The sequence below is a fragment of the Blastomonas sp. 34TW genome (genome assembly GCF_059803595.1).
The window spans coordinates 180,681-205,557 of record NZ_JAPFGW010000001.1 but is presented as its reverse complement, the minus strand read 5'-3'; the positions used below and the strand labels follow the sequence as shown (position 1 = coordinate 205,557).

The following is a 24,877-nucleotide window of genomic DNA, read 5'->3' as shown; positions in this document are numbered from 1 at the left end:
GTCAGGACCGGATCAATGGCCGGCGAATATCCGGCGGCACATCGCCTGATGCTTTTCGACCTGATCGAAGCCGTCATCGCCCAGATAGGCATGGCCTTCCCATTCGCTCACCAGCGTGCCGGTGAACCCGCCGTCGCGGAACAGCGGCAGGATGGTTTCATAATCGATCGCCTCTTCGCGGCCATCGTCGCCCATGCCGTAGAACTTGCCATGGATGTGGATGGTGCGGTCAACCAAAGCCGCCCAGCTCTTGGGGTCGTGGTTCGACAGAATGAAGAAGGCGAGGTTGGCGGCCTGGATATGGTCGGGCTCATGCCCCTCCTTCAGCGCCCATTCGCGCAGTCGGCCGGCCTTTTCGTGGCTCATGCCCGGCTCGACCCAGACCTCTTTCAGCTTGTCGAGCAGGCTTTCCTTCGCGCCCTTTGCGCGCGCGGCGTTGAGCATCGATTCGGGGATGCGGCTCGCCGTGCCGCCGAAATCGGGAATCCAGCCGAGATAGGGCGTGTCGAGCTTGTCATACATCTCGCCATAGGCCTGCACCGCCGGGTGCCCGGCCCACATCGGCGCGTGCACTTCCACGCCCATGCGGATGTCGAGCTCTTCGGCATAGGGCGCGATCTTGGGCAGCAGCTCGACCGGCAGCGCGAACTGATAGCGCACCAGGCTGAAGCCCATCTTCTTGGCCGAGCGCAGCTGGCGCTTGTGATATTCGACCAGGGTTGCATCGTCGATCGGCTGTGCTCCGGGACGCAGGAAGCGGTCCGAGTTGATCGCGCACGAGGTGGCGTTGAGCCCCGCCTCGGCCATCATCGCCTTGAACTGCTCGGCAAATTCATCCGACACGTCGGGGAATTCGCGGAAATTCTGAAAGCCGATGATCTCGATATTCGGCCCCATGCCGCGCCGGGCGACTTCGTTGAGCAGGCCGTCCAGCTCGAACTTGCGGTTGAGCCAGGCATTGGTGAACGAATAGAGCGTGACGCCGGTCTGCGGGCCGGTGCTGGTTGCGGTGTTGGTCATGTCGATCAGGTCCTTCAGGCGACGCGTAGCGTCTGCGTCTGGGTGTTGGCGCGCTTCATTCCGGGGATGTAGGGCGGGCTGATGAACATGCTCAGCGCCACCTCATGCTCGCTGCCGGGCGCGGCGCTCTGGCCGGGGATATGGAGAAAGGCGCTGTCGCGGACGAACCAGAAGGCATTGGTTTGCTCGCCCAGATCCTTGAGCGGCCATACCGAGCCGTCGAACTCGACCCTGGCGTCGGACAGGTCCACTGGCGCGCCATCGATGTGCACCGAATCGATCTCGACAATGGAAAACGGCAGCGACCTGTACCACGGCAGGCGCATGGCCAGGCGCAGCCCTTCGGGCGTCGCACTCAGCCCTTCTTCTCCGATGATACGTTCGACCGGAAGCATCGCTCTCTCCTCGCTTAATTAGAATGATGTTTCTAATTGTCGCTTGACAGCCGGTCAAGGCTGGTGTTGAAAAAATAAGAACAACAGTTCTAGATTGTGCGCTCGTTTTCTGCAGCGCTGCCAGGGGAGAGGGGCTTGGCCCGGTTCGACTATATCATCGTGGGCGCTGGCTCGTCGGGCTGCGTGCTCGCCAACCGGCTCAGCGCCGATCCGCGTCATCAGGTGCTCCTGATCGAGGACGGCGGGCGCAACGACCATCCATTCATCCTGATGGCGGGCGGCTTCGTCAAGATCATGGGCAATCCCGCCTATTTTCGCGCCTATCCGGTCGCACAGCAGCCCGGCCGACGACAGGAAATGCACGCCTATGGCCGAGGCCTCGGCGGTTCTTCGGCGATCAACGGCACCTGGTATCTGCCCGGCATGCCCGGCGACTATGACGGCTGGGCGGCCATGGGCCTGACCGGCTGGGGCTGGGACGAGATGGCGCGCTGCATCCGCAAGGTCGAAAACTACCGCGCGCCCGGTGCGCATCCCGGTCGCGGCCATGACGGCGAGCAGCAGATCACCCCGTCCGACTACAAGGGCCCCGTGTTCGAGGCGCTGGCCGGGGCCTTCGCGCAAGGCGGCATGCCCTGGGTGGACGATATCACCACGCCCGGCATCACCGGCGCGGGTCGCTCGCAATATACGGTCGATCGCGCCGGCCAGCGCCAGTCAACGTATGAGGCGTTTGTCGAACCGATCCGCCACCGCCCCAACCTCACCATCATCCACCCCGTTGCCGTCACCCGGCTGACCGTCGCCGAGGGCCGCGTCACCGGCGTGGTGACCGAGCGCGAGGGCGTGGAGGAAACGCACCAGGCGGGCGAGGTGATCGTCAGCGCGGGCGTCTATGGCTCGCCGCAGCTGCTCCAGCTGTCAGGAATCGGACCGGGAGCGGAACTGCAGCGGCTGGGCATTCCGGTCGCGCACGAGCTGGCCGCCGTGGGCCAGAATTTCGTCGATCACCAGAAGATGGGCGTCTCGTTCGACCTCCACAACAATCCCGGCAACAATCGGGAATTCCTCGGCTGGCGGCTCTATCGCAACGCGATCCGCTATTTCCTCACCCGCACCGGCCCGCTGGCGCGCGTCGGCATGCCGATCACCGGGCTGATCTCGACCGAGGGGCTCGACGACTGGCCCGAATTCCAGGTGGCCGCGGCGCCCTTTGCGATGCGCACGATCAACGAGATGGCCGAACGGCCGGGGAGCCCGCTGACCGACCGGCCCGGCCTCACCTTCTCGGGCTATCACCTGCGCCCGAAGAGCCGCGGCACGGTCACGCTCACCTCGCCCAGCCATCGCGACGCGCCGGTGGTCGACCCGAACATGTGGTCCGACCCTTATGACCAGCAAAAGGCGCTCGAACTGTTCAAGCTCTTCCGCAGGCTCGCCAGCATGCCCGCGCTCGCGCCCTATATCGGCGATGAGCGCATGCCCGGCGCTGCGATCCAGGACGAGGACGCGCTGACCCCCGAGGTGCGCAAGATGACCGAATGCGGCCTGCACGGCACCGGCACCTGCTCGATGGGCACCGATGCCGCGAACTCGGTGGTCGATGCGCGCTGCCGGGTACACGGCCTGCAAGGTCTCCGCGTGGTCGATTGCTCGATCATGCCGACGCCGGTTTCGGGCAACACCAATGGCCCCGCGATCGCGCTGGCCCAGCGCGCGGCCGAGCTGATCCTGGAAGACGCGCGGGGCTGAACGTATGTTTCTGGGCATCGACATCGGCACTTCGGGGGTCAAGGCGGTATTGCTGGGCGCGAAGGGTCATGTCATCGCCCATGCCAGCTCTGCCCTCACCGTGCAGCGCCCGCACCCGCTCTGGTCCGAACAGGACCCGGCGGCCTGGTGGAACGCCACGCAAGCGGCAGTGCTCGCGCTGCCCGCCGATCTGCGCGCGCGAGTCGAGGCGGTGGGCCTTGCCGGACAGATGCACGGTGCGACGCTGCTGGGTGCAGACGATCGCCCCTTGCGGCCCGCGATCCTGTGGAACGACGGGCGCAGCCATGCCGAATGCGCCGCGCTGGAGGCTGCCGTGCCCGATCTGCGCAGCATCGCGGGCAATATCGCGATGCCCGGCTTCACCGCGCCCAAGCTCGCCTGGGTGCGCGCGCACGAACCCGAAATATTCGCCGCGACCCGCAGCGTGCTGCTGCCCAAGGATTATGTCCGGTTGGTGATGACCGGCGAGAAGATCAGCGACATGTCCGACAGCGCGGGCACGCTCTGGCTCGATGTTGCAAGGCGCGACTGGTCGGACGAACTGCTCGCCGCGACCGGGCTCGACCGATCGCAGATGCCGCGCCTGGTCGAAGGCAGCGCTATCGGTGGCACGCTGCTGCCCGAGGTTGCGGCGCGCTGGGGCATGGGCAGCGTGCCGGTGGCGGGCGGCGCGGGCGACAATGCGGCAGGCGCAGTCGGCGTCGGCGTGGTGCGCGATGGCGATGCGCTGCTCTCGCTCGGCACCTCGGGCGTGATCTTCGTCGCCACCGACCGGTTGCGGGCCAATCCCGATGGCGCCGTGCATGCCTTCTGCCACTGCCTGCCGGGCCTGTGGCACCAGATGAGCGTGCACCTGTCCGCTGCCGTGTGCCTCGATTGGGCCGCGGCGATGATGCACCTCGACGTCCCCGATCTGCTCGCCGCCGCCGAAGAGGCTGGCGCCGGTCAGGGCAGCGAACTCTTCCTGCCCTATCTGTCGGGCGAGCGCACACCGCACAACGACCCGCATGTGCGCGGATCCTTTCTGGGCCTTGGCCATGACAGCAGCCCAGGGCGCATGGCGGCGGCGGTGCTGGAGGGCGTCGCCTTCGCGCATGGCGATGGCCTGGCCGCGCTTCAGGCCGCTGGGACCCGGATCGAGAGCCTTTCGGTGATCGGCGGCGGCGCGCGATCGACCTGGTGGGGCCGCATCATCGCATCGGCGCTGGGCGTTCGGCTGGATTATCTCGACGGCGGTGAGGTCGGTCCGGCGCTGGGCGCGGCGCGGCTGGCGCAGATCGCCGCGACCGGCGCCGATCCTGCCAGCGTCTGCACCCGCTCGCCGGTGCGCGAGAGCATCGCGCCCGATCCCGAGCTTGCCGAGCGGCTGGCGCCCAGGCTGGCGCGCTTCCGCACCGCCTATGCCGCCATAAGAACGATCTGAGAGGAAACCCGCATGTCCGCCGAATATTTTGCCGCCTTCGACACCGTCCGTTACGAAGGGCCCGACAGCACCAATGACCTCGCCTACCGCTGGTACGACAAGGACCGGGTGGTGATGGGCAAGCGGATGGAGGACCATCTGCGCTTTGCCGTGTGCATGTGGCACAGCTTCTGCTGGCCGGGCAGCGACGTGTTCGGCGCGGGCACCTTCAAGCGCCCCTGGCTGCAAGGGCCGATGGACGCCAAGAACGCCGCCGCCAAGCGCGAGGCGGCGCTCGCCTTTGTCGAGAAGCTCGACCTGCCTTTCTATTGCTTCCACGATGTCGACGTGATGGCCGATGCCGAGAATATCGGCGACTTCCGCAGCAGCTTTGCCGAGGCCGTCGATCATCTCGAGGCACTGCAGGCGCAACACGGCCGCAAGCTGCTCTGGGGCACCGCCAACCTGTTCAGCCACCCGCGCTACATGGCGGGCGCGGCGACCAATCCCGATCCGGAAGTCTATGCCTGGGCCGCATCGCAGGTGCGCGATGCACTGGACGCGACGCATCGCCTGGGCGGCGCGAACTATGTGCTCTGGGGCGGGCGCGAGGGCTATGATTCGATCCTCAACACCGAGATCGGCACCGAGCAGGAAAATTTCGGCCGGTTCCTCAGCCTCGTCGTCGATCACAAGTACCGCATCGGCTTTACCGGCACGATCCTGATCGAACCCAAACCGCACGAGCCGAGCAAGCATCAATATGATTTCGACACGCAGACCGTCTATGCGTTCCTCAAGCGCTTCGGGCTGGAGAACGAGGTCAAGGTCAATATCGAGGCCAACCACGCCACCCTGTCCGGCCATACGTTCGAGCATGAAATTGCCATGGCGCGCGCGCTCGGCATCCTGGGGTCGATCGACGCCAATCGAGGCGACCCGCAAAATGGCTGGGATACCGACCAGTTCCCCAATTCGGTCGAGGAGCTGACGCTTGCCATGCTCGAGGTGCTGCGCGCAGGGGGCTTGGGCAATGGCGGCTTCAACTTCGATGCCAAGGTGCGCCGCCAGTCGATCGACGCGGTGGACCTTTTCCACGGCCATATCGGCGGGGTGGACACCATCGCCCGTTCGCTGCTGCGCGCCGCCGCGATCATCGAGGATGGCCGGCTCGAGGCGTTCCGCGCCGAGCGCTATGCCGGGTGGAAGGGTGAACTCGGCCAGATGATCCATGCCGAAGGCACGACGCTTGCGGCCATCGCCGACCGCGCCGTAAGCGCCAACAGCGCGCCCGAATTGAAGTCGGGCCGTCAGGAATATTGCGAGAATCTGGTCAATCGCTTCTGAGATCGCGCACCCCTCGCGTCCGCTTGTGACGCAAGGGGTCGCATGATAGCCTTGAGCCATCATGGCAGAGGCCGAACAGCACGCCGCCGTCATCCGGTCGGCCATCGCCTCCCCCGCTGCGGCGGCGCAATCCTCGCTGGCTGCCTCCTGGTGCCGATCGGCGCTGCGCCACGGGCTCGACCCGGCGCATGGCCCGGCCGCAGACCGGCTCGATGCGGTGCGGCTGGCCGAGGCGCGGCAGGCCAATGCCCGGCTGCTCCACCATGCCCGGCCCGTGCTCGACACGCTTGCGCGCAGCATCGTGCGCACCGGGCGCTGCCTGCTGCTCACCGACGGCAACAGCCTGATCCTGGAAGGTCGGATGACCGATGGCGATGCCGCGATGTTCGACCGCGCGCGGCTCGTCGCCGGCGAATGCTGGTCGGAAGCCGCGGAAGGCACCAACGGCATCGGCACCTGCGTGGTCGAGGACCGCCCCGTCGCGATCCTCAAGGACCAGCATTTCCTCAGCAGCAACACCCAGGTGAGCTGCATGGGCGTGCCGATCCACGGCGCGGACGGGGGGATCATCGCGGCTCTCGACGTCTCGACCAACCGCTATGACCACGACCTCGATACCACCGCGCTGGTGATGGCCGCGCTGCAGGACGCGGCGGGCTCGGTCGAGCGGCTGATGTTCGCCGATGCGTTCAGCGATTGCCGCATCGTTCTGCTCGACCAGCAGACACATGGCCAGACCGCGATGGTGGCGGTCGATCGCGACGATCTGGTGATCGGGGCGAGCCGCGCCGCGCGCCACCACGCGCTGCTCGCCGGAGTCAGCGCGGCTGCGCCCGTGCCGCTCGCCGATCTGTTCGGCCTGCCCGAAGAGGACCCGCTTGCCGCTGCAGAACGACGCGTACTGCGTCAGGCGCTCGCCCGGTGCGGCGGCAATGTCGCCGCTGCAGCGCGCAGCCTCAAGATCGGCCGCGCGACCTTCTATCGCCGCATGGAGCGCGCCGGACTGAACTGATTGCAGGGCCGATCTGTCTCACTCTTGAGACAGTTGCTCATTGGAACCTCCGCCGCCCCGCTCGTCCGCGTGCTTCGCCCGTGCAAGCCTCTCTTTCGCAAACCGCCGAGTCCCGGATGTCACGGGCCGGCGACCAAGCGAGAGGAGACACTTCATGGACATGCACACCCCAGCCGCGCTGCTGATGCGCCCGCCGCTGAAGGCGCATTACGACAACTGGATCGGTGGCCGCTGGGTGCCCGCGAAAAGCGGCGCGACCTTCGACAATGTCTCGCCGCTGACCGGCAAGGTCATCGGCACCATCGCGCGTTCGGGTCCTGAGGATATCGAGGCCGCGCTCGACGCAGCCCATGCCGCCCGGGTCGCCTGGGGCCAGACCAGCGTGGCCGAACGCGCGTTGGTGCTCACCCGCATCGCAGACCGGATGGAGGAGAATCTCGCCCATCTCGCCCAGGCCGAGACCTGGGACAATGGCAAGCCGATCCGCGAGACCATGGCCGCCGACCTTCCGCTCGCCATCGACCATTTCCGCTATTTCGCCGGGTGCATCCGCGCGCAGGAAGGCGGCATTTCCGAAATCGACCGCAACACCATCGCCTATCATTTCCAGGAACCGCTGGGCGTGGTCGGCCAGATCATCCCGTGGAACTTTCCGCTGCTGATGGCCTGCTGGAAGCTTGCGCCTGCGCTGGCCGCCGGCAATTGCGTGGTGCTGAAACCCGCTGAGCAGACCCCCGCCTCGATCATGGCGCTGATCGACATTATCGGCGATCTGCTGCCCGATGGCGTGCTCAACATCGTCAACGGCTTCGGGCTGGAAGCGGGCAAGCCGCTCGCCTCATCCAAGCGCATCGCCAAGATCGCGTTCACCGGCGAGACCTCGACCGGGCGGCTGATCATGCAATATGCGAGCGAAAACCTGATTCCGGTCACGCTCGAACTCGGCGGCAAGTCGCCCAACCTGTTCTTCGCCGATGTGATGGCCGAGGATGACGATTATCTCGACAAGGCGATCGAGGGCTTCGTGATGTTCGCGCTCAACCAGGGCGAGGTGTGCACCTGTCCTTCGCGCGCGCTGGTGCAGGAATCGATCTACGACCGGTTCATTGAGCGCGTGCTGAAGCGCGTCGCGGCGCTCAAACAGGCCAATCCGCTCGATCCCGACACCATGATCGGCGCGCAGGCCAGCGCCGAGCAGCAGGCCAAGATCCTGCGCTATATCGATATCGGCCGCGCCGAAGGAGCCGAGGTGCTAGCCGGGGGTGCCGCCGCGGAGCTCGGCGGCGATCTGGCTGGCGGCTATTATGTCCAGCCCACGGTGCTGCGCGGCCACAACAAGATGCGCGTGTTCCAGGAGGAAATCTTCGGCCCCGTCGTCTCGGTAACCACCTTCCGCGACGAGGACGATGCGCTGGCCATCGCCAATGACACGATGTTTGGGCTGGGCGCGGGCGTGTGGAGCCGCGACATCAACCGCTGCTATCGCCTCGGCCGCGGCATCGAGGCAGGCCGCGTCTGGACCAATTGCTACCACGCCTATCCCGCGCACGCGGCGTTCGGCGGCTACAAGCAATCGGGCATCGGCCGCGAGACTCACCGCATGATGCTCGACCATTACCAGCAGACCAAGAACCTGCTGGTGTCCTACGAGCCGAAAAAGCTCGGCTTTTTCTGAAACCTGACGCCGGGCGCGGCATCGCGTCGCGCCCGGTCCTCTATGTCAGCCAAGGGCGCAACCTCATGCGGGCAGGTTCGTACGCTCCTCGACCCCCCCTCATAAGGATAAAGCCCCCATGACCCTCAAAGCCTTCGCGATCAATTGTACCCTCAAGCGCTCGGGCAAGGAGAGTTCCTCGACCGATGCGATGATCGAGCTGATCGCCGGCCAGCTCGCCAAGCACGAGGTCGAGCTGACCGAGACGATCCGCATCGCCGATTACAACGTGCTGCCCGGCGTCAGCTCGGACGAGGGCGATGGCGACGAATGGCCGGACCTTCGCAAGCGCATCCTCGCCGCCGATATCCTGATCTTCGGTACGCCGATCTGGATGGGCCAGATGTCGAGCATCGCGAAGCGCGTGCTCGAGCGGATGGACGCCTTCATGAGCGAAACCGACGAGACGGGCCGGATGCCCAGTTTTTCCAAGCTCGCGGTCGCGGCGATCGTCGGCAACGAGGACGGCGCGCACCGCATTTCGGCCGACCTGTTCCAGGCGCTGAACGATGTCGGCTTCACCATCCCGGCTGGCGCTGCCTGCTACTGGGTCGGCGAGGCGATGGGCAGCACCGATTTCCAGGACCTCGACGAGACGCCTGAAGCAACCTTCGAAACCGCGCGCATGCTCGCCGCCAACACCGCGCATCTGGCCGGGCTGCTCAAGGCCAAGCCCTATCCGGGCGACGAGGAGCATGACGACGAGAGCTGATTTCTGCGGCGCATGACCGTCACGTCCCCGGTTGCACGATGGATCAAGCTTGTATAAGCATACCATCAAAGCAGGAGAGGCGTGATGGTTTATGTGCTGGGCGGATACCAGAGCGATTTTGCGCGCAATTGGGCGCGCGAGGGGCTTTCGATAGGCGACGGATTCGTCGAGACGGTCCGCGCCGGACTCGACGCGACGCGGCTCGATGCCGACGAGATCGAAAGCGGCCATGTCGGCAATTTCGTCGGTGACCTGTTTGCCGGGCAAGGCCTGCTCGGCGGCTTTTTCGCTTATGTCGATCCCGCGCTCGACGGCCTGCCAACTTCGCGCCACGAAGCGGCCTGCGCCTCGGGCAGTGTATCGGTGCTCGCCGCAGCGGCGGAGATCGAGGCGGGACGCTATGACCTTGCCTGTGTTGTCGGCATCGAGATGATGCGCAACGTTCCGGGACAGAAAGCCGCGGAAAATCTCGGCGCTGCCGCCTATCAGGGACGCGAATTTGCCGATGCGCAGTTCCTCTGGCCGCGTGCCTTTTCCGATCTCGCCGAGGAATATGACGCGCTCTACGGCCTGAACTACGACCATTTGGGTCGCATTGCCGAGATCAACTTCGCCAATGGCAGGCGCAACCCCGCCGCGCAGACGCGGCAATGGCAGTTCGGCCCGAAGAGCTTTACCGAGGATGACGAGGCCAATCCGGTTGTCGAAGGTCGCACCCGCAAGAACGATTGCGGCCAGGTGACCGACGGTGCAGCGGTGGTGTTCCTCGCCTCCGAAAAGCGCGCCTGCGAATATGCGGCGAAGCGCGGCATCCCGATGGAATCCCTGTCACGCATTGCTGGCTGGGGGCACCGTTCGGCTGCGCTCGGCTATCGCGACAAAAGGCGGATGGCTGGCGACAGCGCTTACGTCTTCCCCCAGGTCAAGCGCGCGATCGACGATGCCCGTGCGCGCGCCGGTGTCTCGGGCGTCGAGGCGATCGATGCGGTCGAGACGCACGACTGCTTTGCCATGACCGAATATATGGCGATCGACCATCTCGGCCTCACTGCGCCGGGCGAGGCGTGGAAGGCGGTCGAGGCGGGCGATATCGAGATCGGCGGCAAGCTGCCGATCAATCCCTCGGGCGGACTGATCGGGCTAGGCCATCCGGTCGGCGCGACCGGCGTGCGGATGCTGCTCGACGCGCATCGTCAGGTCACCGGCCAGGCGGCAGACAATCAGGTCGAAGGCGCGCGCCGCGTGCAGACGCTCAATATCGGCGGATCGACCACCACCACCGTCAGCTTCATCGTGGAGCAGGCCGCATGACCGACACCCGTTTCAACCAGTTCAAGCAACTGATCGCCGCCTGGACCCGCAAGGATGCCGACGCCGTGCTCGCCATGCTGCACGATGATGTGGTGTGGCATTATGCCGCCGCCATCGCCCCGCCCGCGCGCGGCAAGGCCGAGGCGCGCGCGTTCATCGAGCGCTTCGGATCGACCATCGCAGAGGTTAACTGGCGCATTTTCGCGCATGCCGAGACCGCCGACCGGCTGTTCGTCGAGGGCGTCGACGAATATGTGACGACCGACGGCGTCCGCGTCGCCGCGCCCTATGCCGGCATCATCGAATATCAGGGCGACAAGATCATCGGCTGGCGCGATTATCTCGATCGCGGCACGGTCGATGCGATCAAGGCGGGCAAGCCCTACCCTGCCCAGGTCAAGGAACTGATCGACCGGCCCGCCGCATGACCACGACAATGCTGGCCGATGCCCCGTTTCGCGAGGCGGAGTTCATGCCCGTCGATCTCGATGTCGAGCGGCGCGCCGATGGCACGATCATCCTGAAGAGCCGCGTGCCACTGCGCGCCTTCGACGCCAATATCCCGCGCGCCTTCGCCGAGCGGGCGGCGCTCAAGGGCGATACCCCCGCGATCGGCTGGCGCGGGACGGACGCGCAATGGGCCTATCGCAGCTATACTCAAATCAAGCGCGACATGGACGGCGCGACACGCTGGCTGGCGGAGAATTTCCCGCGCGGCACCCGGCTGCTGATCATCGCGGAAAACAGCCTGCCGGTCGCGGTGATGACCTTTGCCGCCTGGGCTGCGGGGATGATCATCGTGCCGGTGAGCATTGCCTATGGGCTCGCCGGTGGCGATCATACGCGACTTCGTCACGTCATTGCGCGGACCCAGCCGGATGTGATCCTTGCCGAACCGCACCCGGCCATCGCCGCCGCGCTTGCTGCGACCGCGCCGGGCGCGCGCATCGTCAGCAGCGACCCTGCGCCGTTTGCCGATGCCTCCGCCTATGCCGATGTGATCTCCACCGACCCCGGTGCATTTGCAAATGAGGCCATCGCTGCGGTCGATCCAGCTGCACCCGCCATCTACATGCTCACCTCCGGCTCGACCGGCCTGCCCAAGATTGTGCCGCATTCGTTGACCGCGCTCGCCGCGTGCGGGGCGCAGGGGCTGGACATGATCGGCAAGGCCGCGGGCTGGGACGATGTGATGCTCGACTGGTTGCCCTGGCACCATGCCGCAGGCGCGTCCGTCATGCGCACCTGCCTGCTGGAGGGTGGCACGCTGCATATCGACGCGGGCAAGCCGCTGCCCGGCCTGTTCGACCAGACCATCGCCAATCTGCGCGAGATTTCGGTTTCCTATTTCAACAATGTCCCCACCGGCTATGCGATGCTGGTCGAGGCGATGGAGCACGATGCCGAGCCGCGCGCGCGCTTCTTCGCCAAGATGCGGCTGATGCTCTATGGCGGCGCGGGGCTCCCTCAGCCGGTGTACGACCGGTTGCAGGAACTCGCTATCGCCGAGACCGGCCACCGCATCCACATGACCACCGGCTATGGCATGACCGAGACCGTTTCGGGTTGCATGGCGATCCATTTCCCCGCGACGCGCGTCGGCATCGGCCTGCCCGCGCCGGGCCTGTCATTAAAGCTCGTGCCATGCGACGGGCGCTACGAGGTGCGGCTCGCCGGGCCGAACGTCATGAAAGGCTATCTCGACGAGCCCGAAAAGACCGCCGCCGCGTTCGACGACGAGGGCTATTATCGCACCGGCGATGTCGCAGTGTTCCATGACGAGAACGACTATGGCCAGGGCCTCGCCTTTGCCGGGCGGCTGGCCGAGGAGTTCAAGCTCGCCAATGGCAACTGGGTCTATGGCGGCGCGGTGCGCGAAAAGCTGCTCAAGGCGTGCGATGGCCTGATCGCCGATCTGGTGCTCGCCGATGACGGAAGGCCGTATCTGGCGATGCTCGCCTGGCCCAAGCCGGGCGCGACGCTCGACACGGTGGCCGAGGCGGTGCGCGGCTATAATCGCGAGGCGCGCGGCGGCGCGGTAATCCGCCGGGTCGCGCTGTTCGACACCCCGCCCAATCCAGGCGCGCACGAGCTTTCCGACAAGGGGACGATCAACCGCCGCGCGGTGCTTGATGGGCGGCGCGAATGGGTCGAGCGGGTGTTTGCCGATCCGCCCGACGAGGGCGTTGCCATCACCGGCTAGAACGCTGGAACAATTCATAAAATTGGGAGGAAACGGGATGCTGACGATTCTCGCGATCAATGCGGCTGTGCTGGCCGCATGCTTTGTCGCGCTATGGCTGATCTGTCTGGGGACGCGCGATGTTACCCCGGTGGACAGCTTCTGGGCCTGGGGCATGCTGGTGATGGCCGCTTCCACTTTTGTTCAAGCCGAGGGCGATCCGACGCGGATGCTGATGTTGCTCGCCATCTGCGGCCTGTGGGCGGCGCGGCTGGGGACGTTCATGCTCTGGCGCTGGCGCAGCCATGGGCCCGACCGGCGCTATTCGGCGCTGCTCGGCAAGGCGCAGCAGCACAAGGGCTGGAGCTTCGCGCGCGCCTCGGGCCAACTGGTCTTCGCCACGCAAGCCCCGCTGCTCTTCATCGTCTGCCTGCCGGTGCAGCTGGGCCAGATCGATGCCGCGCCGCCGGTCGGAACGCTGGGCATGATCGGCGCAAGCATCGCATTGTTCGGTATCGCGTTCGAGACGATCGGCGATGCGCAGCTCGTGGCGTTCAAGGCGAAGCCCGAGAACCAGGGCAAGCTGATGACCAGCGGCCTGTGGCGCTATACCCGCCACCCCAATTATTTCGGCGATGCGACGACCTGGTGGGGCCTGTGGCTGATCGCGGCGGAAACCTCGACGGGCCTTGCTGCGATCATCGGACCCGTGCTGCTGACCTGGACGCTGATGAAATGGTCGGGCGCGCCGACGGTGGAAAAGCGGCTCGCCAAGACGCGCGAGGGCTATGCCGAATATGTCGCGCGCACCTCGGGCTTCATCCCGATGCCTCCCAGGCGCGGCTGAAACCGGCGGGTCAGTTGGTCTCGGCCCGCTGACCCAGCCGCTCGGCGGCGGCGCGGAAGCCAGCCTCGATCTCGTCGACGATCGCGCTGACCGGCTCAACGCTGCGCACCGTGCCGACGCCCTGCCCTGCCGCCCAGAGATCCTTCCACTTCGCATGCGGATCGCCGCCATAATCGCGCGTGGCGGGCTTGCCGAGGTCCTTCGGGTCATAGCCGCAGGCGACCAGTGAGGGGATCAGCCAGGACGCGGGCGTGCCTGTAATGGCGGGGCTGACCACGAGATCCTCGATATGGCTGTCGACCACCATCTGCTTGTAGCCCGGCACCGCCATGCTCTCTTTCGCCGCGAGGAAGCGTGTGCCCATGTACACCAGGTCCGCCCCGGCGGCGATCGCGCCCGCCAGCGCCGCGCCATCGGCGATGCCACCGCCGACGCAGATGATGCCGTCGAACTCGGCGCGCAGCGCGGTGATGAAGGCGAAGGGGGAGAGGAAGCCGGTATGCCCGCCCGCGCCCGCCGAGACGCAGACCAGTCCATCTGCGCCCGCCGCCGCTGCCTTGCGCCCCAAGGCCACCGAGATCACGTCCGCCAGCACGATGCCGCCATAGGCGTGGACGGTATCCACCGCCGGCGCCGGGCTGCCCAGCGCCGTAATCACGATCGGCGGCTTGTGCTTCGCAATCAGCGCCAGGTCATCGGCGAGCCGCTGGTTGCTGCTGTGCGTGACAAGGTTTGCCGCCCAGAGGCCGGGCGCGCCTTCCGTCTCCGCCGCGATCCGCGTCATCCACGCATCGAGGTCCGCCGCCGTTCGGCAATTGGGCGTGGGAAAGGCCCCGATAATGCCCGCGCGCGCCGCCGCGATCACCATCTCGGGGCCGGAGACCAGAAACATCGGCGCGGCCACCACCGGCAGGCGCAATTTGTCGATTTTCATTCAGATACGCTCCACGATGGTTGCCACGCCCACGCCCTGCGCCCCGGTCGCGACGACCAGGCCCAAAGTGCCGCCGGATTCGGTCAGCGCGTCGATCAGGGTCGAGAGCAGCACGCCGCCAGTCGCGCCCATCGGGTGGCCTTTGGCGACATGACCGCCGCTGACGTTCACCTTGCTCGGGTCGGGCGCGCGGTCGCGCAGGAACTTGGCATGGGTGACCGCAAAGGCTTCCATGAACTCGATTCGGTCCATATCCGCGAGCGTCAAACCGGCCTTGGCCAGCGCCTTGTCCATGGCAGCAAAGCCGGCGGTCAGCGAATCCCAGGGATCGCCCCCGACCTCCTGATGCGCGACGATGCGCGCGATCGCGCCTTCGCGCGGGCCGATCAGCGCCAGCGCCGCGCCATCGGTCATCGGCGGGGCATGCGCGACGGTGTGGCGATGGTCGATCTGCCGGTCGCCCAGAATGTCGCGATAGGCTTCGGCCAGCGGGGGGAAGGCAGGCGGCAAGGATTGCAGCCGCTCGAGCGTCATCGGCCGCACCGCTTCCTCGCGGTCCAGCCCCGCCACCGCGATGCGCGAGGCGAGCAGGCCCGGCTTGGCCTCTGCCGCTGCGGCGCGTGCCTGCGATTCCAGCGCGACCGCATCGAGTTCAGCGCGCGATATCCCCTCCTTCTCCGCGAGCAGATCGGCGGCGAGCGCGACCTGGATGTAGCGCCGGTCGGGCGGCATGTCGGTGGCGGTATAATAATCCGCCTTGTCGGCCATGAAGGCGACTTTGGACAGCATCTCCACCCCGCCGCCCAGCGCCCATTGCGCCTGGCCCGAGGCGACCGAGGCTGCCGCTGCCCCAACTGCCGACAGGCCCGAGGCGCAGAAATTGTTGAGCGTGTGCACCGCGACGCCATCGGGCAGCTCGGCCTTGAACTTGGAAACCAGCGCGATGTGGCCGCCCTGCGCCCCAACCTGGCCGACACAGCCCAGAGTCATGCGCTCGGCGCGCCCGCGCGGATCGTGCCCCCGCGCCTCCATCGCATCGACCAGATGCGCGACCAGCCCGTGCGGCGTCTCGCTGGCCAGCCCGCCATCGGGGCGCGCCTTGCCGCGAGGGGTGCGCAAGGCGACGTGGAGATAGGCTTCGCTCATGCCGGGGCCCTCCACGCGCTGGGGGGCTGAAAGGCGAACAGGCCGGGCGGCGCGGCAATCACGGCGGGGATGGCGTTGATCGCCACCGCGACGGTCGCATCGGTCAGCGCGCGCGACGGCGGCGCGGTCGGATCGGATTCGGTAATGTCCATGGTCAGATGGATATTGGGCCGCCCCTCGATGCGCACATCCCAATGCCCGCGCCCGCCCTCGTGCAGCCCGGGATCGGCGGTCCACAGGATCGACAGGGTGAAGCGCGCGCCGCACGCATAATGCGCGGTCCAGCGCCATTCGGTCGCGGCAACCGTACCCCTGGGGATGGTCCCTGCCGGAATGACGATATCCGCTGGGGCAAGCGTGAGCTGATGATCCGGGTCGATTCGTTCGACCGATGTACCCATCTGGTACCCAGCGAACACCAGCACCTCGGAAAAAAGCGCGCGATACAGTTCGGCCAGCGGGCCGGTGCGGATGTCGCGCACGGCAGGATCGCTGCCCAGCCCCATGAGTTCGAACACGAAGGCGGCGCTCGCCATGGCCGAAGCATCGACCGTTTCGCTGACCCGGATATGCTCGACCTCGACCGACATGGCGGTGGCGGCGAGCGCGATGCGTTCGACGATCATGCCAGGGCTGACCCCGACCCCCGCCAGCGTCGCCCCGCCCTCGATCGCGGCGCGGTGCAGCCGTTCGGCATAATCCGGCCCTTGTGCAGCAGGCCAGTGGAAGCCGGCGGTGGAGATCACATTCTTGCCCGATCGCAGCAGCGCCTCGACATCCGGCACCAGCGCGTCATAGGGCAAGGTGATGCGCGGCGTGTGGATCACGACATCGGCGTCCGTTGCCAGCGTCTGCGCCAGGTCGTTCGTCGTCAGCACCCCGGTCAGCGGACGCCGGGCGATCTCGCCGGCATCCTTGCCCGCCTTGTCTGCCGAATAGACATGCACGCCCGCCAATGTCAGCGCGGGATCGTCGATGATCCGGCGCAACGCGGTGCGCCCCATCGCGCCGGTCGCCCATTGAATGACATTGCAGGTCATGCCCGCCCTCCCCTTCTGCCGTCTCTTCTGAAAGCCGAATAATCGCACTCCGCGCCGCAGCTCTGGCTTGCCTTGGGCTTAGGTATCTTTATGAAAGTTGTAAAGCACAGACAGGAGAGAGCGATGTTTCTGACCCCGGCAGAGAGGATTGCGGACTATCAGGCGCGCGGCTGGTGGGAGGGGAAAAGCGTCGATGCGCTGTTTTGCAAAGCGGTGGCCGAACGCGGCGACGCGCTGGCGCTGGTCGATCCGCTTAACCGCGACACGCTCGACGGATGCGCGCCCGAACGGCTGAGCTGGACCGAACTCGATGCCAGGGTCGACACGATGGCCGCCGCGCTGATCGAACTGGGGCTGAAGCGCGACGACGTGGTCTGCGCACAGCTGCCCAATACCGTCGATGCGGTGATCCTGTTCCTCGCGGTCGCGCGGCTGGGGCTGATCATCAGCCCGATCGTGATGCAGTATCGCGAGCATGAGCTGGGCCATATCCTCTCGCTCACCGATGCCCGCGCCTTCGTCACCGTGCCCGCCTTTCATGGCCATGACTATGCAGCGATGGCGGCGGGACTGATCGCCCAGCGCCCCGGCATGATGCTGCTGACCATGGGAGCGGCTGAGCATGGCGCCGACCTCAGGGCCCTCGCTGCCAGTGCCGATCCGGCGAGCGTCGCTCCCTGGTGCGCCGCGCATCCGGTGCAGGGCGGCGAGGTGCTGACCATCTGCTGGACCTCCGGCACCGAGGCGCGGCCCAAGGGCGTGCCGCGCGATCACAACCATTGGCTGCTCAACGCCAAGGTGGTCGTCTGGGGCACCGGCATGCAGCCGGGCGATGTACTGCTCAACCCCTTTCCGCTGGTCAATATCGCCTCGATCGGCGGGCTGATGCTGCCCTGGCTCGAGGTGCGTGGCACGATGGTGCTGCACCATCCGTTCGACCTAGGCGTGTTCCTGAAGCAGATCGCGGCCGAGCGCGTCACCTATACCATCGCCCCGCCTGCGGTACTGACCGCCTTGCTCAAGCAGCCGGAGATCGCCGCGTCGGTGGACCTGTCCTCGCTCCGCGCGATTGGCAGCGGATCGGCTCCGCTCACGCCCTGGCTGATCGAAGGCTGGGCAGAGACGCACGGGATCGAAATCTGCAACATCTTCGGATCGAACGAGGGCATGGCTCTGATGTCCTCGCCCGGCGACGTGCCCGACCGGGCCGAACGCGCGCATTATTTCCCGCGTTTCGGCGCCGAAGGGGTGGAGTGGGACAGCCCCGTCTCTGCGGTCATGCGCACGAGGCTGGTCGATCCCGATACCGGCGCGATCATCACCGAGCCGGGCCAGCCCGGCGAGATGCACATTGCAGGCGGCACGGTCATCTCGGGCTATTGGCGCTCGGCCGAGCTCAATGCGGCGAGCTTCGACGGCGAATGGTTCCGCACCGGCGACCTGTTCGAGATCGCGGGAGATGGCGCGCTGTCGCGCTTCTACCGCTTTGTCGGGCGCTCGAAGGAGATCATCGTGCGCGGCGGCGTGAACATCTCGCCGGCGGAGATCGACGAGCTGCTGGTCAGCCTGCCGAACGTGCGCGAGGCAGCCAGCGTGGGCATTCCCGATGCCGATCTTGGCGAGCGAATTGCGGTGGCGGTGGTGGTCGACGAGGGCGTTTCCCCGCCCGATATCGCTGCGGTCGGCACACATCTGGCGGCCGCAGGCGTGGCGGTGTTCAAGCGGCCCGAGCGGCTGGTCGTTCTGCCCGCATTGCCGCGCAACGCGATGAACAAGGTAGTGCGCGCCGATCTGCGCGCGGCGGTGCTGGCGGCGCTGGAGAGTTAGGCGGCGCTCAGGCCGCCGTCGCCATCATCCGTTCGCGCCGCGCTGCCCGCTCGCGCAGCGCTTGCTTGTCGCGCTCCAGCACCTCGCGCTCGACCCAGTGCGAGTGCGTGCCGCTGCTGATCTTGTGCGGCAGCGCGATGCGGCAGATGGGGCCATCGGCAAAGCGCTTGCAGTCGATGATGATGCACTCGGACGTGCCCTGGTTCTCGTCGATGACGAAGCTCACCAGATAGCCGTCATCCTCGTCCTCTGCTCCCACGCGCGGGGCGAACGGCGCTTCGGAGGCATAGCGGCCCTCGGGCAGCGTGATCGTGGTCGATTCGCCGGTTTCCAGGTCGTGCTTGACGAAGCCGTTGAACAGGAACCAGCCGGGCCGGGTCGTGGTCGAATAGGCATAGCGATAGGGCTGCGCCAGATAGCGCTGGTTGATCATGCCGAATTCGACCAGCTGATCGCCCAGCGACTGCTCGCGCGTCTCGCCGGTCCGCAAGTTGAACCGCCAGCGGTGGAGCGTGGGCCGGAAGCTGTTCTCGTCGATATGCGCCATCATCGCGCCCAGCCCGCCATCGTGCGGCAGCGGATCGGGCGTGGGATTGTTCTGGAAATAGCCGTCGAGCACCACCTCGTCGCCCTCTTCCCAGGCGTTCAACCAGTGCAGCACATAGGTCGGCGCGGCATCGAACCAGCGGATGTCGCTGGGGTCGTTGCGGTTCACCAGCGCGAAGCGTGAGGGCAGATCGTGCAGCCGCACCGCATGGATATTGTGTTCGAGCAGCGCCTCGTCCCAGAAGACCGGGAAGTCGTTGAGGATCGCCCAGTTCTCACTGAACGCCATGTCGTGCGGCAGGCGCGGCCCCGGCAGCGGCACCGGCGTATAGCTCTTGAGCCTGCCGTCGGCATCGACCACGCCATAATGCATGTACGGCGCGTGCTTGGAATAGTTGAAGAACAGCAGTTCGCCGGTGCGCTCATCCACCTTGGGATGCGCCGAGATCCCGTCGATCGGCACCCAGGGCGCGGGGCCCAGCTGCTCGAGCGTTTCGGGGTCCATCACATAGCCTTCGCCGCACTGGTAGAAGGTGGCGATCGCCTGGCCGGCATGGACGATGATGTCGGTCGAGGCGCTGTCCTTCAGGCTGCCATGCGCGCCGAAACCGGGGCGGCGCGACAGGCTGGGCTTGTCCTGCAGGCCGCCCCAGAGCGATCCGCCCGCCTCCTGCTCCGCCTGGAAGCAGCGCGAGCGGACGAAACGGTTGCGATAATGCGCCTTGCCGCGGCGGAAATCGATCTGGTGGATCATCCCGTCGCCATCAAACGGATGATATTTGCCCAGCGGCTGGTGGATCTGGTTTTCGGTGTTGCGGAGATAAATGCCGTCGAGATCTTCCGGTATCGCGCCTTCGATCACCTCGAGGTCATAGGCGTTGACCTCTTCGTGCTGGGGTGTCCAGGCTCCGGTCAGATACGGGTGGTTGCTCGGCTGCAATGTGCTGCGGATCGCGGGCAGCCGCTCGATCTTCATGACCATGTCCTCGCCTCTTCCCTGGCTTTTTCGAATGTGTTCCCCGGATAGCAGAATGGTCTGGTTACGCAAGTCTCTTTGCGATACACCGTGCATGCAGGCCGGGATCACCGGCCGCATCAACCGGAGGATGCCATGACGAAATTCCGTATCGCCGCGAGCATGTTCGTGGCCGTTGCAGGGCTGATGCTGCCCGGCGCGGCTGCGGCCGAAACCGCCCCGGCACCCGCCGCCCCCAAGGAGAGCTCAATGACCGACCCCAAGATTGCCGTTGTCGAGAAGATGATCGACGCCTGGAACCGCCGCGACTGGAAGCTGGTGGGCGATCTGTTCGCCGAGGATGGCGTGCTGCATTCGATGATGATCGAGCCGGTCAACGGCCGCCCCGCCATTGCCGAGCGGATCAACGCGCTGGGCGCGGGCATCGAGAGCATCACGCTGCACATTCACAATATCGGCCGCATCGGCGATGTCGTCGTGATCGAGCGGACCGACGAGTTCGTGTACAAGGGCCATCACGGCAAAGTGCCGGTGGTCGGAATCCTCGAGGTCGAGGGCGATCATGTGAAGGTCTGGCGCGAATATTACGACCGCGCCGAGCTGCTGCGCGAAATGGGCATTGGCGAAGAATTTCACAAACCCGCTGCGGCGCATTGAATAACAAGGGCATGCCGGAGCGAAAGGCTCGACGTATCGCTCCGGCGTGCTTATTGTGGTGGGCGTGACTGTTGAACCACAACTCATTCGTACCTGCTCGATCTGGCGGGCGCTCGAAGTGGTGGGCGATGCGCCCACGGTGCTGGTGATCGAGGCGATCTGGCTGGGCACCCGCCGCTTCGATGCGCTGCGCAAGCGCACCGGCCTGCTGAAAGCGTTGCTCAGCGACCGGCTCAAGCGGCTGATCGCCAATGGCATGATCGAGAAATGCCCGAGCAGCGACGGCGGCAACCGGCACGAATATGTGCTGACGCAAAAGGGTCGCGATCTCTACTGGACCTCGCTGATGCTGCTGCGCTGGGAACAGCGCTGGGGCGCGGGCCGCACCAAGCTGCGCGTCGAACTGACGCACAAAAGCTGCGGCCATGTGTTCGAGCCAGAGCCCGCATGCAAGGCGTGCAACCAGACGATCGATGCGACGCAGATGGAATGGGAACCCGGCCCCGGCGTCGGCATGATGGAGCCGGTCTATTCGCGCCGCCGCCAGCAGCGCGAGACGACCGAAAGCGCGGCGACCCTGTTCGATGAGGCCGCGCGGATCATGGGCGACCGCTGGGCTAGCCTGATCATGCGGTCGATCTTCACCAACATCAACCGGTTCGACGACATCCGCCGCGACACCGCGATCGCCACCAACATCCTCGCCGAACGGCTCGCCTGGCTGACCTCGATCGGCGTGATCCGGCAGGAGCAATATATCGAAAGCCCGCCGCGCTTCGAATATCGCCTGCGCCGCAAGGGCGTCGATTATTACCCGGCGCTGCTGATGCTGATGATGTGGGGCGACAAGTATTTCTGCTCGCCCAACGGCCCGCCGGTGCTGCTCACCCACCGCAATTGCGGCCACAGGCTCGAACCCCAGGTGGTCTGCTCGCACTGCCGCGAACCGCTCGAGGCACATGAGGTCGATTTCCGGCTGATCGAGGTGGCGGGCGATGCGGCGGAGGAGCGCCAAGCGGTTTCGGCGTAAAGGCACTGCTCTGGCTTCATTTCTTATCGTCACCCCCGCGCAGGCGGGGGTCCCGCTATGTCGGATAGGGTGAAGAAAGCGGGATTCCCGCGTTCGCGGGAATGACGGGATTGCGCTAGGATGGGATGCGCAGTGACAACCCTGGCCCCACCCGCATTTATCACTTTCATTATCATACCAAACTGGCTAGCCTCGCTTCAGCGGGAGAGAGACAGCCATGGATTCCAGCGTCGAACGCGCGGTCATCGTCACGGGTGCGGGCAAGGGCCTGGGCGCAGCCTTTGCCAAGGCACTGGCATCCGAAGGCACGGCGGTGCTGGTCAACAACCGGCTGCGCAAGGGCCAGCCCGACAGTGCAGGTGCGGTCGCCGACAGCATTCGCGCCAACGGAGGTAGAGCCCTCGCTAACTATCAGGACATCGCTGCCCCCGGCGCGGCCCAGGCGCTGGTCAAGGCTGCGCTCGAGGCGTTCGGGCGGATCGATGCCATCGTATTCAACGCCGGGATTATCGGCCCGGCGGCCAAGCTGCCCGATATGGACATGACGGCGCTTGGCGAGGGGCTGAATACCAATTTCGTGGCGCAGGTCGCGCTCGCCCAGGCCGCGCTGCCGCATCTGCTGCAGGGCCCCGCCGGGCGGATGGTGTTCGTGTCCTCCTCCGCCGGGCTGCACGGGGTGCGCGGGCGCATTCCCTATGCCGCGTCCAAGGGCGCGCTCAATTCCATGGCGCTAACCCTGGCCGACGAACTGAAGCGCACGCCGATCAGGGTGAACGTGCTGTGCCCCTATGCGTCCACGCCGATGACCTCGCAGGATGGCGTCGCGGGCGATCCCCGGCTCGATCCGGCTTATGCAGCGGGAATGGCCGCCTATCTCGCGAGCGAGGCGTGCAGCGTCAACGGCCAGATCTTCCTCGCCGGGGGCCGTCGCTATCGCCGCGCGCGCATGGTCGAGGGGCGCGGTGCTTCCGCCCCCGATGACAGCACCACCTGGGTGGCAGAGCATCTCGAGCAGATCGCGTCGATGGACGGCGCGCGCGAATTTCCGGGTGCCGAGAGCGCCTTTGCCGATCTTTACGCCAGCATAGACATAACCAGTACCGGAGGATGAGGATGCGATTGACCGTGGAACAACTGCTCGACCGGCAGGAGATAGAGGACATATTGATCGGCTATGCGCGCGGCGCCGACCGCGCCGATGTCGACCTGATCCGCGCCGCCTATCATCCCGATGCGATCGAGGATCATGGCGGGGTCTATGTCGGCCCCGCCTCCGACTATGTCGCGCTGATGGCGAAGATCCTGCCCACCGCGCCGCTAATGTCGCACCTGTGCACCAACATCTCGGTCGAGTTCGTCGAGGCCGATCTTGCGGTCACCGAATGCTATTTCCTCACCTTCTCGCGCCGCGAGTCCGAGAGCGGATCGTTCGACAGCCTGACCATGGCGCGCTGCGTCGACCGGTTCGAGCGGCGCGACGGCGCCTGGAAGATCGCGCATCGCCGCCTCGCCTGGGAATGGAACCATGAAATGCCGATCAACGAGACCTGGGGTCGCGGCATGATCATCCCCGATATGGGCAAGGCTGTGCGCGGCGCGAAAAAGCCCGATGACATTCTCTACGGCGCCTGGGCGCGTCAGCGCAGCGGTGAGGAGATCGCAGCATGAAGATCGAAGGATGCACCGCCATCGTCACCGGCGCCAATCGTGGCATCGGCTTCGGTTTTGTCGAGGAGCTGCTCGATCAGGGCGCGGCCCGGGTCTATCTCGGCGCGCGCCAGCTCGCCGATGCCGAGGAAGCCGCGCGCAGCACGGGCGACACCCGTGTCGTGCCGGTCCAGCTCGATGTCACCAAGGCTGAGGATGTAGCCGCCGTCGCGGCGCACTGTACCGATGTCGATCTGGTGGTGAACAATGCCGGGGCCTTCCATCGCCAGACGCTGCTCGAAGCCGAGGACATGAGCTTCGCGCGCAACGAGATGGACACCAACTATTTCGGCATGCTGGCGATGGTCCGCGCCTTTGCGCCGGTGCTCAAGGCCAATGGCGGCGGCGCGATCGTCAACGTGCTGTCCGCCGGCGGAATCTGCGCAGTGCCGAACATGGGCGGCTACAGCCCCAGCAAGTTCGCCGCGCGCGCCGCGAGCGACTGCCTGCGCGCCGAGCTCGAACCGCAGGGCACGCATGTCGCCGCATTGATCGTCGGATCGGTCGACACGCGCATGGCCGAGCATGTCACCTGGCAGGCCAAGTCGAGCCCGCGCGACATCGGCAAGGCAGGGCTCATGGCCGCCGCACGCAAGGTCGACGAGCTTGATACCGACCCGCATGCCGAGTCCGTTCGCGCCTTCCTGGCGCGTGATCCGTACACATTGAAGCGCTCGATGGCCAAGGCGCTGCACGACGGGAGGCGCTGAGATGAAATATGCCAACACTCTGGAGACGATGCTCGCCAAGCAGGACATTGCCGATTGCCTCGCCCGCTATGCGCGCGGCGTCGATCGCGCCGATGGCGAGCTGCTGCACAGCTGCTATTTCGACGACAGCATCGAGGAGCATGGTTCGAGCTATTCGGGCCCGGCGCGCGCCTATATCGACGGCGCGATCCAGCGGATGCAGGGCGGCGACGTGATGGGGCATTACCTGTGCAACCTGCATGTCGAGTTCGAGAGCGACACCCTCGCCTATGCCGAATGCTATGTCCTTACCTTCGCGCGCTTCCCCAAGGACGGGGAGCGCTGGGACACGCTGACCGGCGGGCGCATCGTCGACCGGTTCGAGAAGCGCGACGGCGAATGGCGCATCGCGCATCGCAAGATCACGCTCGACTGGAATCGCGACATGCCGATGGCGGAAACCTGGTGCCTGGGGCTGTTCAAGCCCGAAGACCCGCGGATGCATATCGGCGAAAAGGGCAAGGGGGACTTGAGCTACAGCCGCTTCTGAACGGGTCCATCCCAGCACAACAAAAAGGGCAGCCGGATCGCACCGGCTGCCCCTTTCTTT

23 protein-coding genes are annotated in these 24,877 nt (G+C 66.1%); 17 read left to right on the top strand and 6 right to left on the bottom strand.

The features are described from left to right. Positions 1 to 12: 12 nt before the first annotated feature. The gene (locus tag OPU69_RS00965; RefSeq protein WP_498508956.1) at positions 13 to 1,020 is read right to left on the bottom strand and encodes a sugar phosphate isomerase/epimerase family protein; all 1,008 of its coding nucleotides are present in this window, start codon (positions 1,018 to 1,020) and stop codon (positions 13 to 15) included. Between the two features lie 14 nt (positions 1,021 to 1,034). Further along, the gene (locus tag OPU69_RS00960) at positions 1,035 to 1,415 is read right to left on the bottom strand and encodes a C-glycoside deglycosidase beta subunit domain-containing protein (protein WP_060979275.1); all 381 of its coding nucleotides are present in this window, start codon (positions 1,413 to 1,415) and stop codon (positions 1,035 to 1,037) included. 135 nt (positions 1,416 to 1,550) lie between these two features. Here OPU69_RS00960 and OPU69_RS00955 point away from each other — a divergent pair, with 135 nt between their 5' ends. From OPU69_RS00955 to OPU69_RS00910, 10 genes are all read left to right on the top strand, one after another. After that, complete coding sequence (locus OPU69_RS00955; protein ID WP_498508955.1) at positions 1,551 to 3,167, top strand: GMC family oxidoreductase; 1,617 nt, start codon at positions 1,551 to 1,553, stop codon at positions 3,165 to 3,167. Positions 3,168 to 3,171: 4 nt separating this feature from the next. After that, positions 3,172 to 4,611 carry a xylulokinase gene (gene xylB, locus OPU69_RS00950; RefSeq protein WP_498508954.1) on the top strand — a complete coding sequence of 480 codons (1,440 nt, stop codon included), beginning with the start codon at positions 3,172 to 3,174 and terminating at the stop codon, positions 4,609 to 4,611. A 12-nt stretch (positions 4,612 to 4,623) separates the two neighbouring features. Then, positions 4,624 to 5,937, top strand: a complete 1,314-nt coding sequence (gene xylA, locus OPU69_RS00945) for a xylose isomerase (protein WP_498508953.1) — start codon at positions 4,624 to 4,626, stop codon at positions 5,935 to 5,937. A 61-nt stretch (positions 5,938 to 5,998) separates the two neighbouring features. Then, positions 5,999 to 6,949: a helix-turn-helix domain-containing protein gene (locus tag OPU69_RS00940; protein ID WP_498508952.1), complete on the top strand. Its 951-nt coding sequence runs from the start codon at positions 5,999 to 6,001 to the stop codon at positions 6,947 to 6,949. Positions 6,950 to 7,103: 154 nt separating this feature from the next. Then, positions 7,104 to 8,624, top strand: coding sequence for an aldehyde dehydrogenase (adh, locus tag OPU69_RS00935; protein WP_498508951.1), 1,521 nt, complete (start codon positions 7,104 to 7,106; stop codon positions 8,622 to 8,624). A gap of 118 nt (positions 8,625 to 8,742) precedes the next feature. Further along, the gene (locus tag OPU69_RS00930; protein ID WP_498508950.1) at positions 8,743 to 9,375 is read left to right on the top strand and encodes a flavodoxin family protein; all 633 of its coding nucleotides are present in this window, start codon (positions 8,743 to 8,745) and stop codon (positions 9,373 to 9,375) included. 84 nt (positions 9,376 to 9,459) lie between these two features. Then, positions 9,460 to 10,686, top strand: a complete 1,227-nt coding sequence (locus tag OPU69_RS00925) for an acetyl-CoA acetyltransferase (RefSeq protein ID WP_498508949.1) — start codon at positions 9,460 to 9,462, stop codon at positions 10,684 to 10,686. Continuing rightward, positions 10,683 to 11,114, top strand: a complete 432-nt coding sequence (locus tag OPU69_RS00920) for a nuclear transport factor 2 family protein (protein WP_498508948.1) — start codon at positions 10,683 to 10,685, stop codon at positions 11,112 to 11,114. The genes OPU69_RS00925 and OPU69_RS00920 overlap by 4 nt, the downstream gene beginning before the upstream one ends. Continuing rightward, positions 11,111 to 12,889: an AMP-binding protein gene (locus OPU69_RS00915; protein ID WP_498508947.1), complete on the top strand. Its 1,779-nt coding sequence runs from the start codon at positions 11,111 to 11,113 to the stop codon at positions 12,887 to 12,889. Before OPU69_RS00920 ends, OPU69_RS00915 begins: the two co-directional genes overlap by 4 nt. 37 nt (positions 12,890 to 12,926) lie before the next feature. Then, the gene (locus OPU69_RS00910) at positions 12,927 to 13,715 is read left to right on the top strand and encodes a DUF1295 domain-containing protein (RefSeq protein WP_060979265.1); all 789 of its coding nucleotides are present in this window, start codon (positions 12,927 to 12,929) and stop codon (positions 13,713 to 13,715) included. Between the two features lie 10 nt (positions 13,716 to 13,725). Here the strand turns inward: OPU69_RS00910 and OPU69_RS00905 are convergent, their stop codons facing one another. From OPU69_RS00905 to OPU69_RS00895, 3 genes are read right to left on the bottom strand one after another with little or no spacing between them, the layout of a single operon-like run. Continuing rightward, on the bottom strand, positions 13,726 to 14,649 hold the full coding sequence (locus OPU69_RS00905; RefSeq protein WP_498508945.1) for an NAD(P)H-dependent flavin oxidoreductase: 924 nt from the start codon (positions 14,647 to 14,649) through the stop codon (positions 13,726 to 13,728). After that, positions 14,650 to 15,795 carry a thiolase family protein gene (locus tag OPU69_RS00900; RefSeq protein WP_060979263.1) on the bottom strand — a complete coding sequence of 382 codons (1,146 nt, stop codon included), beginning with the start codon at positions 15,793 to 15,795 and terminating at the stop codon, positions 14,650 to 14,652. Then, a complete protein-coding gene (locus OPU69_RS00895; protein ID WP_498508944.1) occupies positions 15,792 to 16,835 on the bottom strand; it encodes an NAD(P)H-dependent amine dehydrogenase family protein in 1,044 nt (347 codons plus the stop codon). The genes OPU69_RS00900 and OPU69_RS00895 overlap by 4 nt, the downstream gene beginning before the upstream one ends. A gap of 123 nt (positions 16,836 to 16,958) precedes the next feature. Here OPU69_RS00895 and OPU69_RS00890 point away from each other — a divergent pair, with 123 nt between their 5' ends. Continuing rightward, positions 16,959 to 18,662 (top strand): class I adenylate-forming enzyme family protein, encoded by a 1,704-nt coding sequence (locus OPU69_RS00890; protein ID WP_498508943.1) that lies wholly within the window; start codon positions 16,959 to 16,961, stop codon positions 18,660 to 18,662. Positions 18,663 to 18,669: 7 nt separating this feature from the next. On the opposite strand, the gene OPU69_RS00885 is transcribed toward OPU69_RS00890, so the two are convergent. Beyond that, positions 18,670 to 20,190: a carotenoid oxygenase family protein gene (locus OPU69_RS00885; protein ID WP_230962517.1), complete on the bottom strand. Its 1,521-nt coding sequence runs from the start codon at positions 20,188 to 20,190 to the stop codon at positions 18,670 to 18,672. A gap of 129 nt (positions 20,191 to 20,319) precedes the next feature. Here OPU69_RS00885 and OPU69_RS00880 point away from each other — a divergent pair, with 129 nt between their 5' ends. The 6 genes from OPU69_RS00880 to OPU69_RS00855 all read left to right on the top strand — a co-directional run bounded on the left by OPU69_RS00880 (position 20,320) and on the right by OPU69_RS00855 (position 24,817). Beyond that, the gene (locus OPU69_RS00880) at positions 20,320 to 20,841 is read left to right on the top strand and encodes a nuclear transport factor 2 family protein (protein ID WP_498508942.1); all 522 of its coding nucleotides are present in this window, start codon (positions 20,320 to 20,322) and stop codon (positions 20,839 to 20,841) included. 64 nt (positions 20,842 to 20,905) lie between these two features. Then, the gene (locus tag OPU69_RS00875; RefSeq protein ID WP_498508941.1) at positions 20,906 to 21,871 is read left to right on the top strand and encodes a winged helix-turn-helix transcriptional regulator; all 966 of its coding nucleotides are present in this window, start codon (positions 20,906 to 20,908) and stop codon (positions 21,869 to 21,871) included. A gap of 217 nt (positions 21,872 to 22,088) precedes the next feature. After that, positions 22,089 to 22,982: an SDR family NAD(P)-dependent oxidoreductase gene (locus tag OPU69_RS00870; RefSeq protein ID WP_498508939.1), complete on the top strand. Its 894-nt coding sequence runs from the start codon at positions 22,089 to 22,091 to the stop codon at positions 22,980 to 22,982. A gap of 2 nt (positions 22,983 to 22,984) precedes the next feature. Continuing rightward, positions 22,985 to 23,539 carry a nuclear transport factor 2 family protein gene (locus tag OPU69_RS00865; RefSeq protein ID WP_060978004.1) on the top strand — a complete coding sequence of 185 codons (555 nt, stop codon included), beginning with the start codon at positions 22,985 to 22,987 and terminating at the stop codon, positions 23,537 to 23,539. Next, positions 23,536 to 24,288, top strand: a complete 753-nt coding sequence (locus OPU69_RS00860) for an SDR family oxidoreductase (protein ID WP_060978005.1) — start codon at positions 23,536 to 23,538, stop codon at positions 24,286 to 24,288. Before OPU69_RS00865 ends, OPU69_RS00860 begins: the two co-directional genes overlap by 4 nt. Before the next feature lies 1 nt (position 24,289). Next, positions 24,290 to 24,817 carry a nuclear transport factor 2 family protein gene (locus OPU69_RS00855; protein WP_060978006.1) on the top strand — a complete coding sequence of 176 codons (528 nt, stop codon included), beginning with the start codon at positions 24,290 to 24,292 and terminating at the stop codon, positions 24,815 to 24,817. Positions 24,818 to 24,877 lie beyond the last annotated feature (60 nt).

What these genes read in the sequence shown, in the direction of transcription:
- OPU69_RS00965 (WP_498508956.1), bottom strand. Translation starts at nt 1,020, where the DNA reads ATGACCAACACCGCAACCAGCACCGGCCCGCAGACCGGCGTCACGCTC.
- OPU69_RS00860 (WP_060978005.1), top strand. Translation starts at nt 23,536, where the DNA reads ATGAAGATCGAAGGATGCACCGCCATCGTCACCGGCGCCAATCGTGGC.
- OPU69_RS00930 (WP_498508950.1), top strand. Translation starts at nt 8,743, where the DNA reads ATGACCCTCAAAGCCTTCGCGATCAATTGTACCCTCAAGCGCTCGGGC.
- OPU69_RS00880 (WP_498508942.1), top strand. Translation starts at nt 20,320, where the DNA reads ATGACGAAATTCCGTATCGCCGCGAGCATGTTCGTGGCCGTTGCAGGG.
- OPU69_RS00910 (WP_060979265.1), top strand. Translation starts at nt 12,927, where the DNA reads ATGCTGACGATTCTCGCGATCAATGCGGCTGTGCTGGCCGCATGCTTT.
- OPU69_RS00900 (WP_060979263.1), bottom strand. Translation starts at nt 15,795, where the DNA reads ATGAGCGAAGCCTATCTCCACGTCGCCTTGCGCACCCCTCGCGGCAAG.
- xylB (WP_498508954.1), top strand. Translation starts at nt 3,172, where the DNA reads ATGTTTCTGGGCATCGACATCGGCACTTCGGGGGTCAAGGCGGTATTG.
- OPU69_RS00940 (WP_498508952.1), top strand. Translation starts at nt 5,999, where the DNA reads ATGGCAGAGGCCGAACAGCACGCCGCCGTCATCCGGTCGGCCATCGCC.
- OPU69_RS00885 (WP_230962517.1), bottom strand. Translation starts at nt 20,190, where the DNA reads ATGGTCATGAAGATCGAGCGGCTGCCCGCGATCCGCAGCACATTGCAG.
- OPU69_RS00890 (WP_498508943.1), top strand. Translation starts at nt 16,959, where the DNA reads ATGTTTCTGACCCCGGCAGAGAGGATTGCGGACTATCAGGCGCGCGGC.
- OPU69_RS00870 (WP_498508939.1), top strand. Translation starts at nt 22,089, where the DNA reads ATGGATTCCAGCGTCGAACGCGCGGTCATCGTCACGGGTGCGGGCAAG.
- OPU69_RS00865 (WP_060978004.1), top strand. Translation starts at nt 22,985, where the DNA reads ATGCGATTGACCGTGGAACAACTGCTCGACCGGCAGGAGATAGAGGAC.
- xylA (WP_498508953.1), top strand. Translation starts at nt 4,624, where the DNA reads ATGTCCGCCGAATATTTTGCCGCCTTCGACACCGTCCGTTACGAAGGG.
- OPU69_RS00920 (WP_498508948.1), top strand. Translation starts at nt 10,683, where the DNA reads ATGACCGACACCCGTTTCAACCAGTTCAAGCAACTGATCGCCGCCTGG.
- OPU69_RS00895 (WP_498508944.1), bottom strand. Translation starts at nt 16,835, where the DNA reads ATGACCTGCAATGTCATTCAATGGGCGACCGGCGCGATGGGGCGCACC.
- OPU69_RS00915 (WP_498508947.1), top strand. Translation starts at nt 11,111, where the DNA reads ATGACCACGACAATGCTGGCCGATGCCCCGTTTCGCGAGGCGGAGTTC.
- adh (WP_498508951.1), top strand. Translation starts at nt 7,104, where the DNA reads ATGGACATGCACACCCCAGCCGCGCTGCTGATGCGCCCGCCGCTGAAG.
- OPU69_RS00855 (WP_060978006.1), top strand. Translation starts at nt 24,290, where the DNA reads ATGAAATATGCCAACACTCTGGAGACGATGCTCGCCAAGCAGGACATT.
- OPU69_RS00960 (WP_060979275.1), bottom strand. Translation starts at nt 1,415, where the DNA reads ATGCTTCCGGTCGAACGTATCATCGGAGAAGAAGGGCTGAGTGCGACG.
- OPU69_RS00925 (WP_498508949.1), top strand. Translation starts at nt 9,460, where the DNA reads ATGGTTTATGTGCTGGGCGGATACCAGAGCGATTTTGCGCGCAATTGG.
- OPU69_RS00905 (WP_498508945.1), bottom strand. Translation starts at nt 14,649, where the DNA reads ATGAAAATCGACAAATTGCGCCTGCCGGTGGTGGCCGCGCCGATGTTT.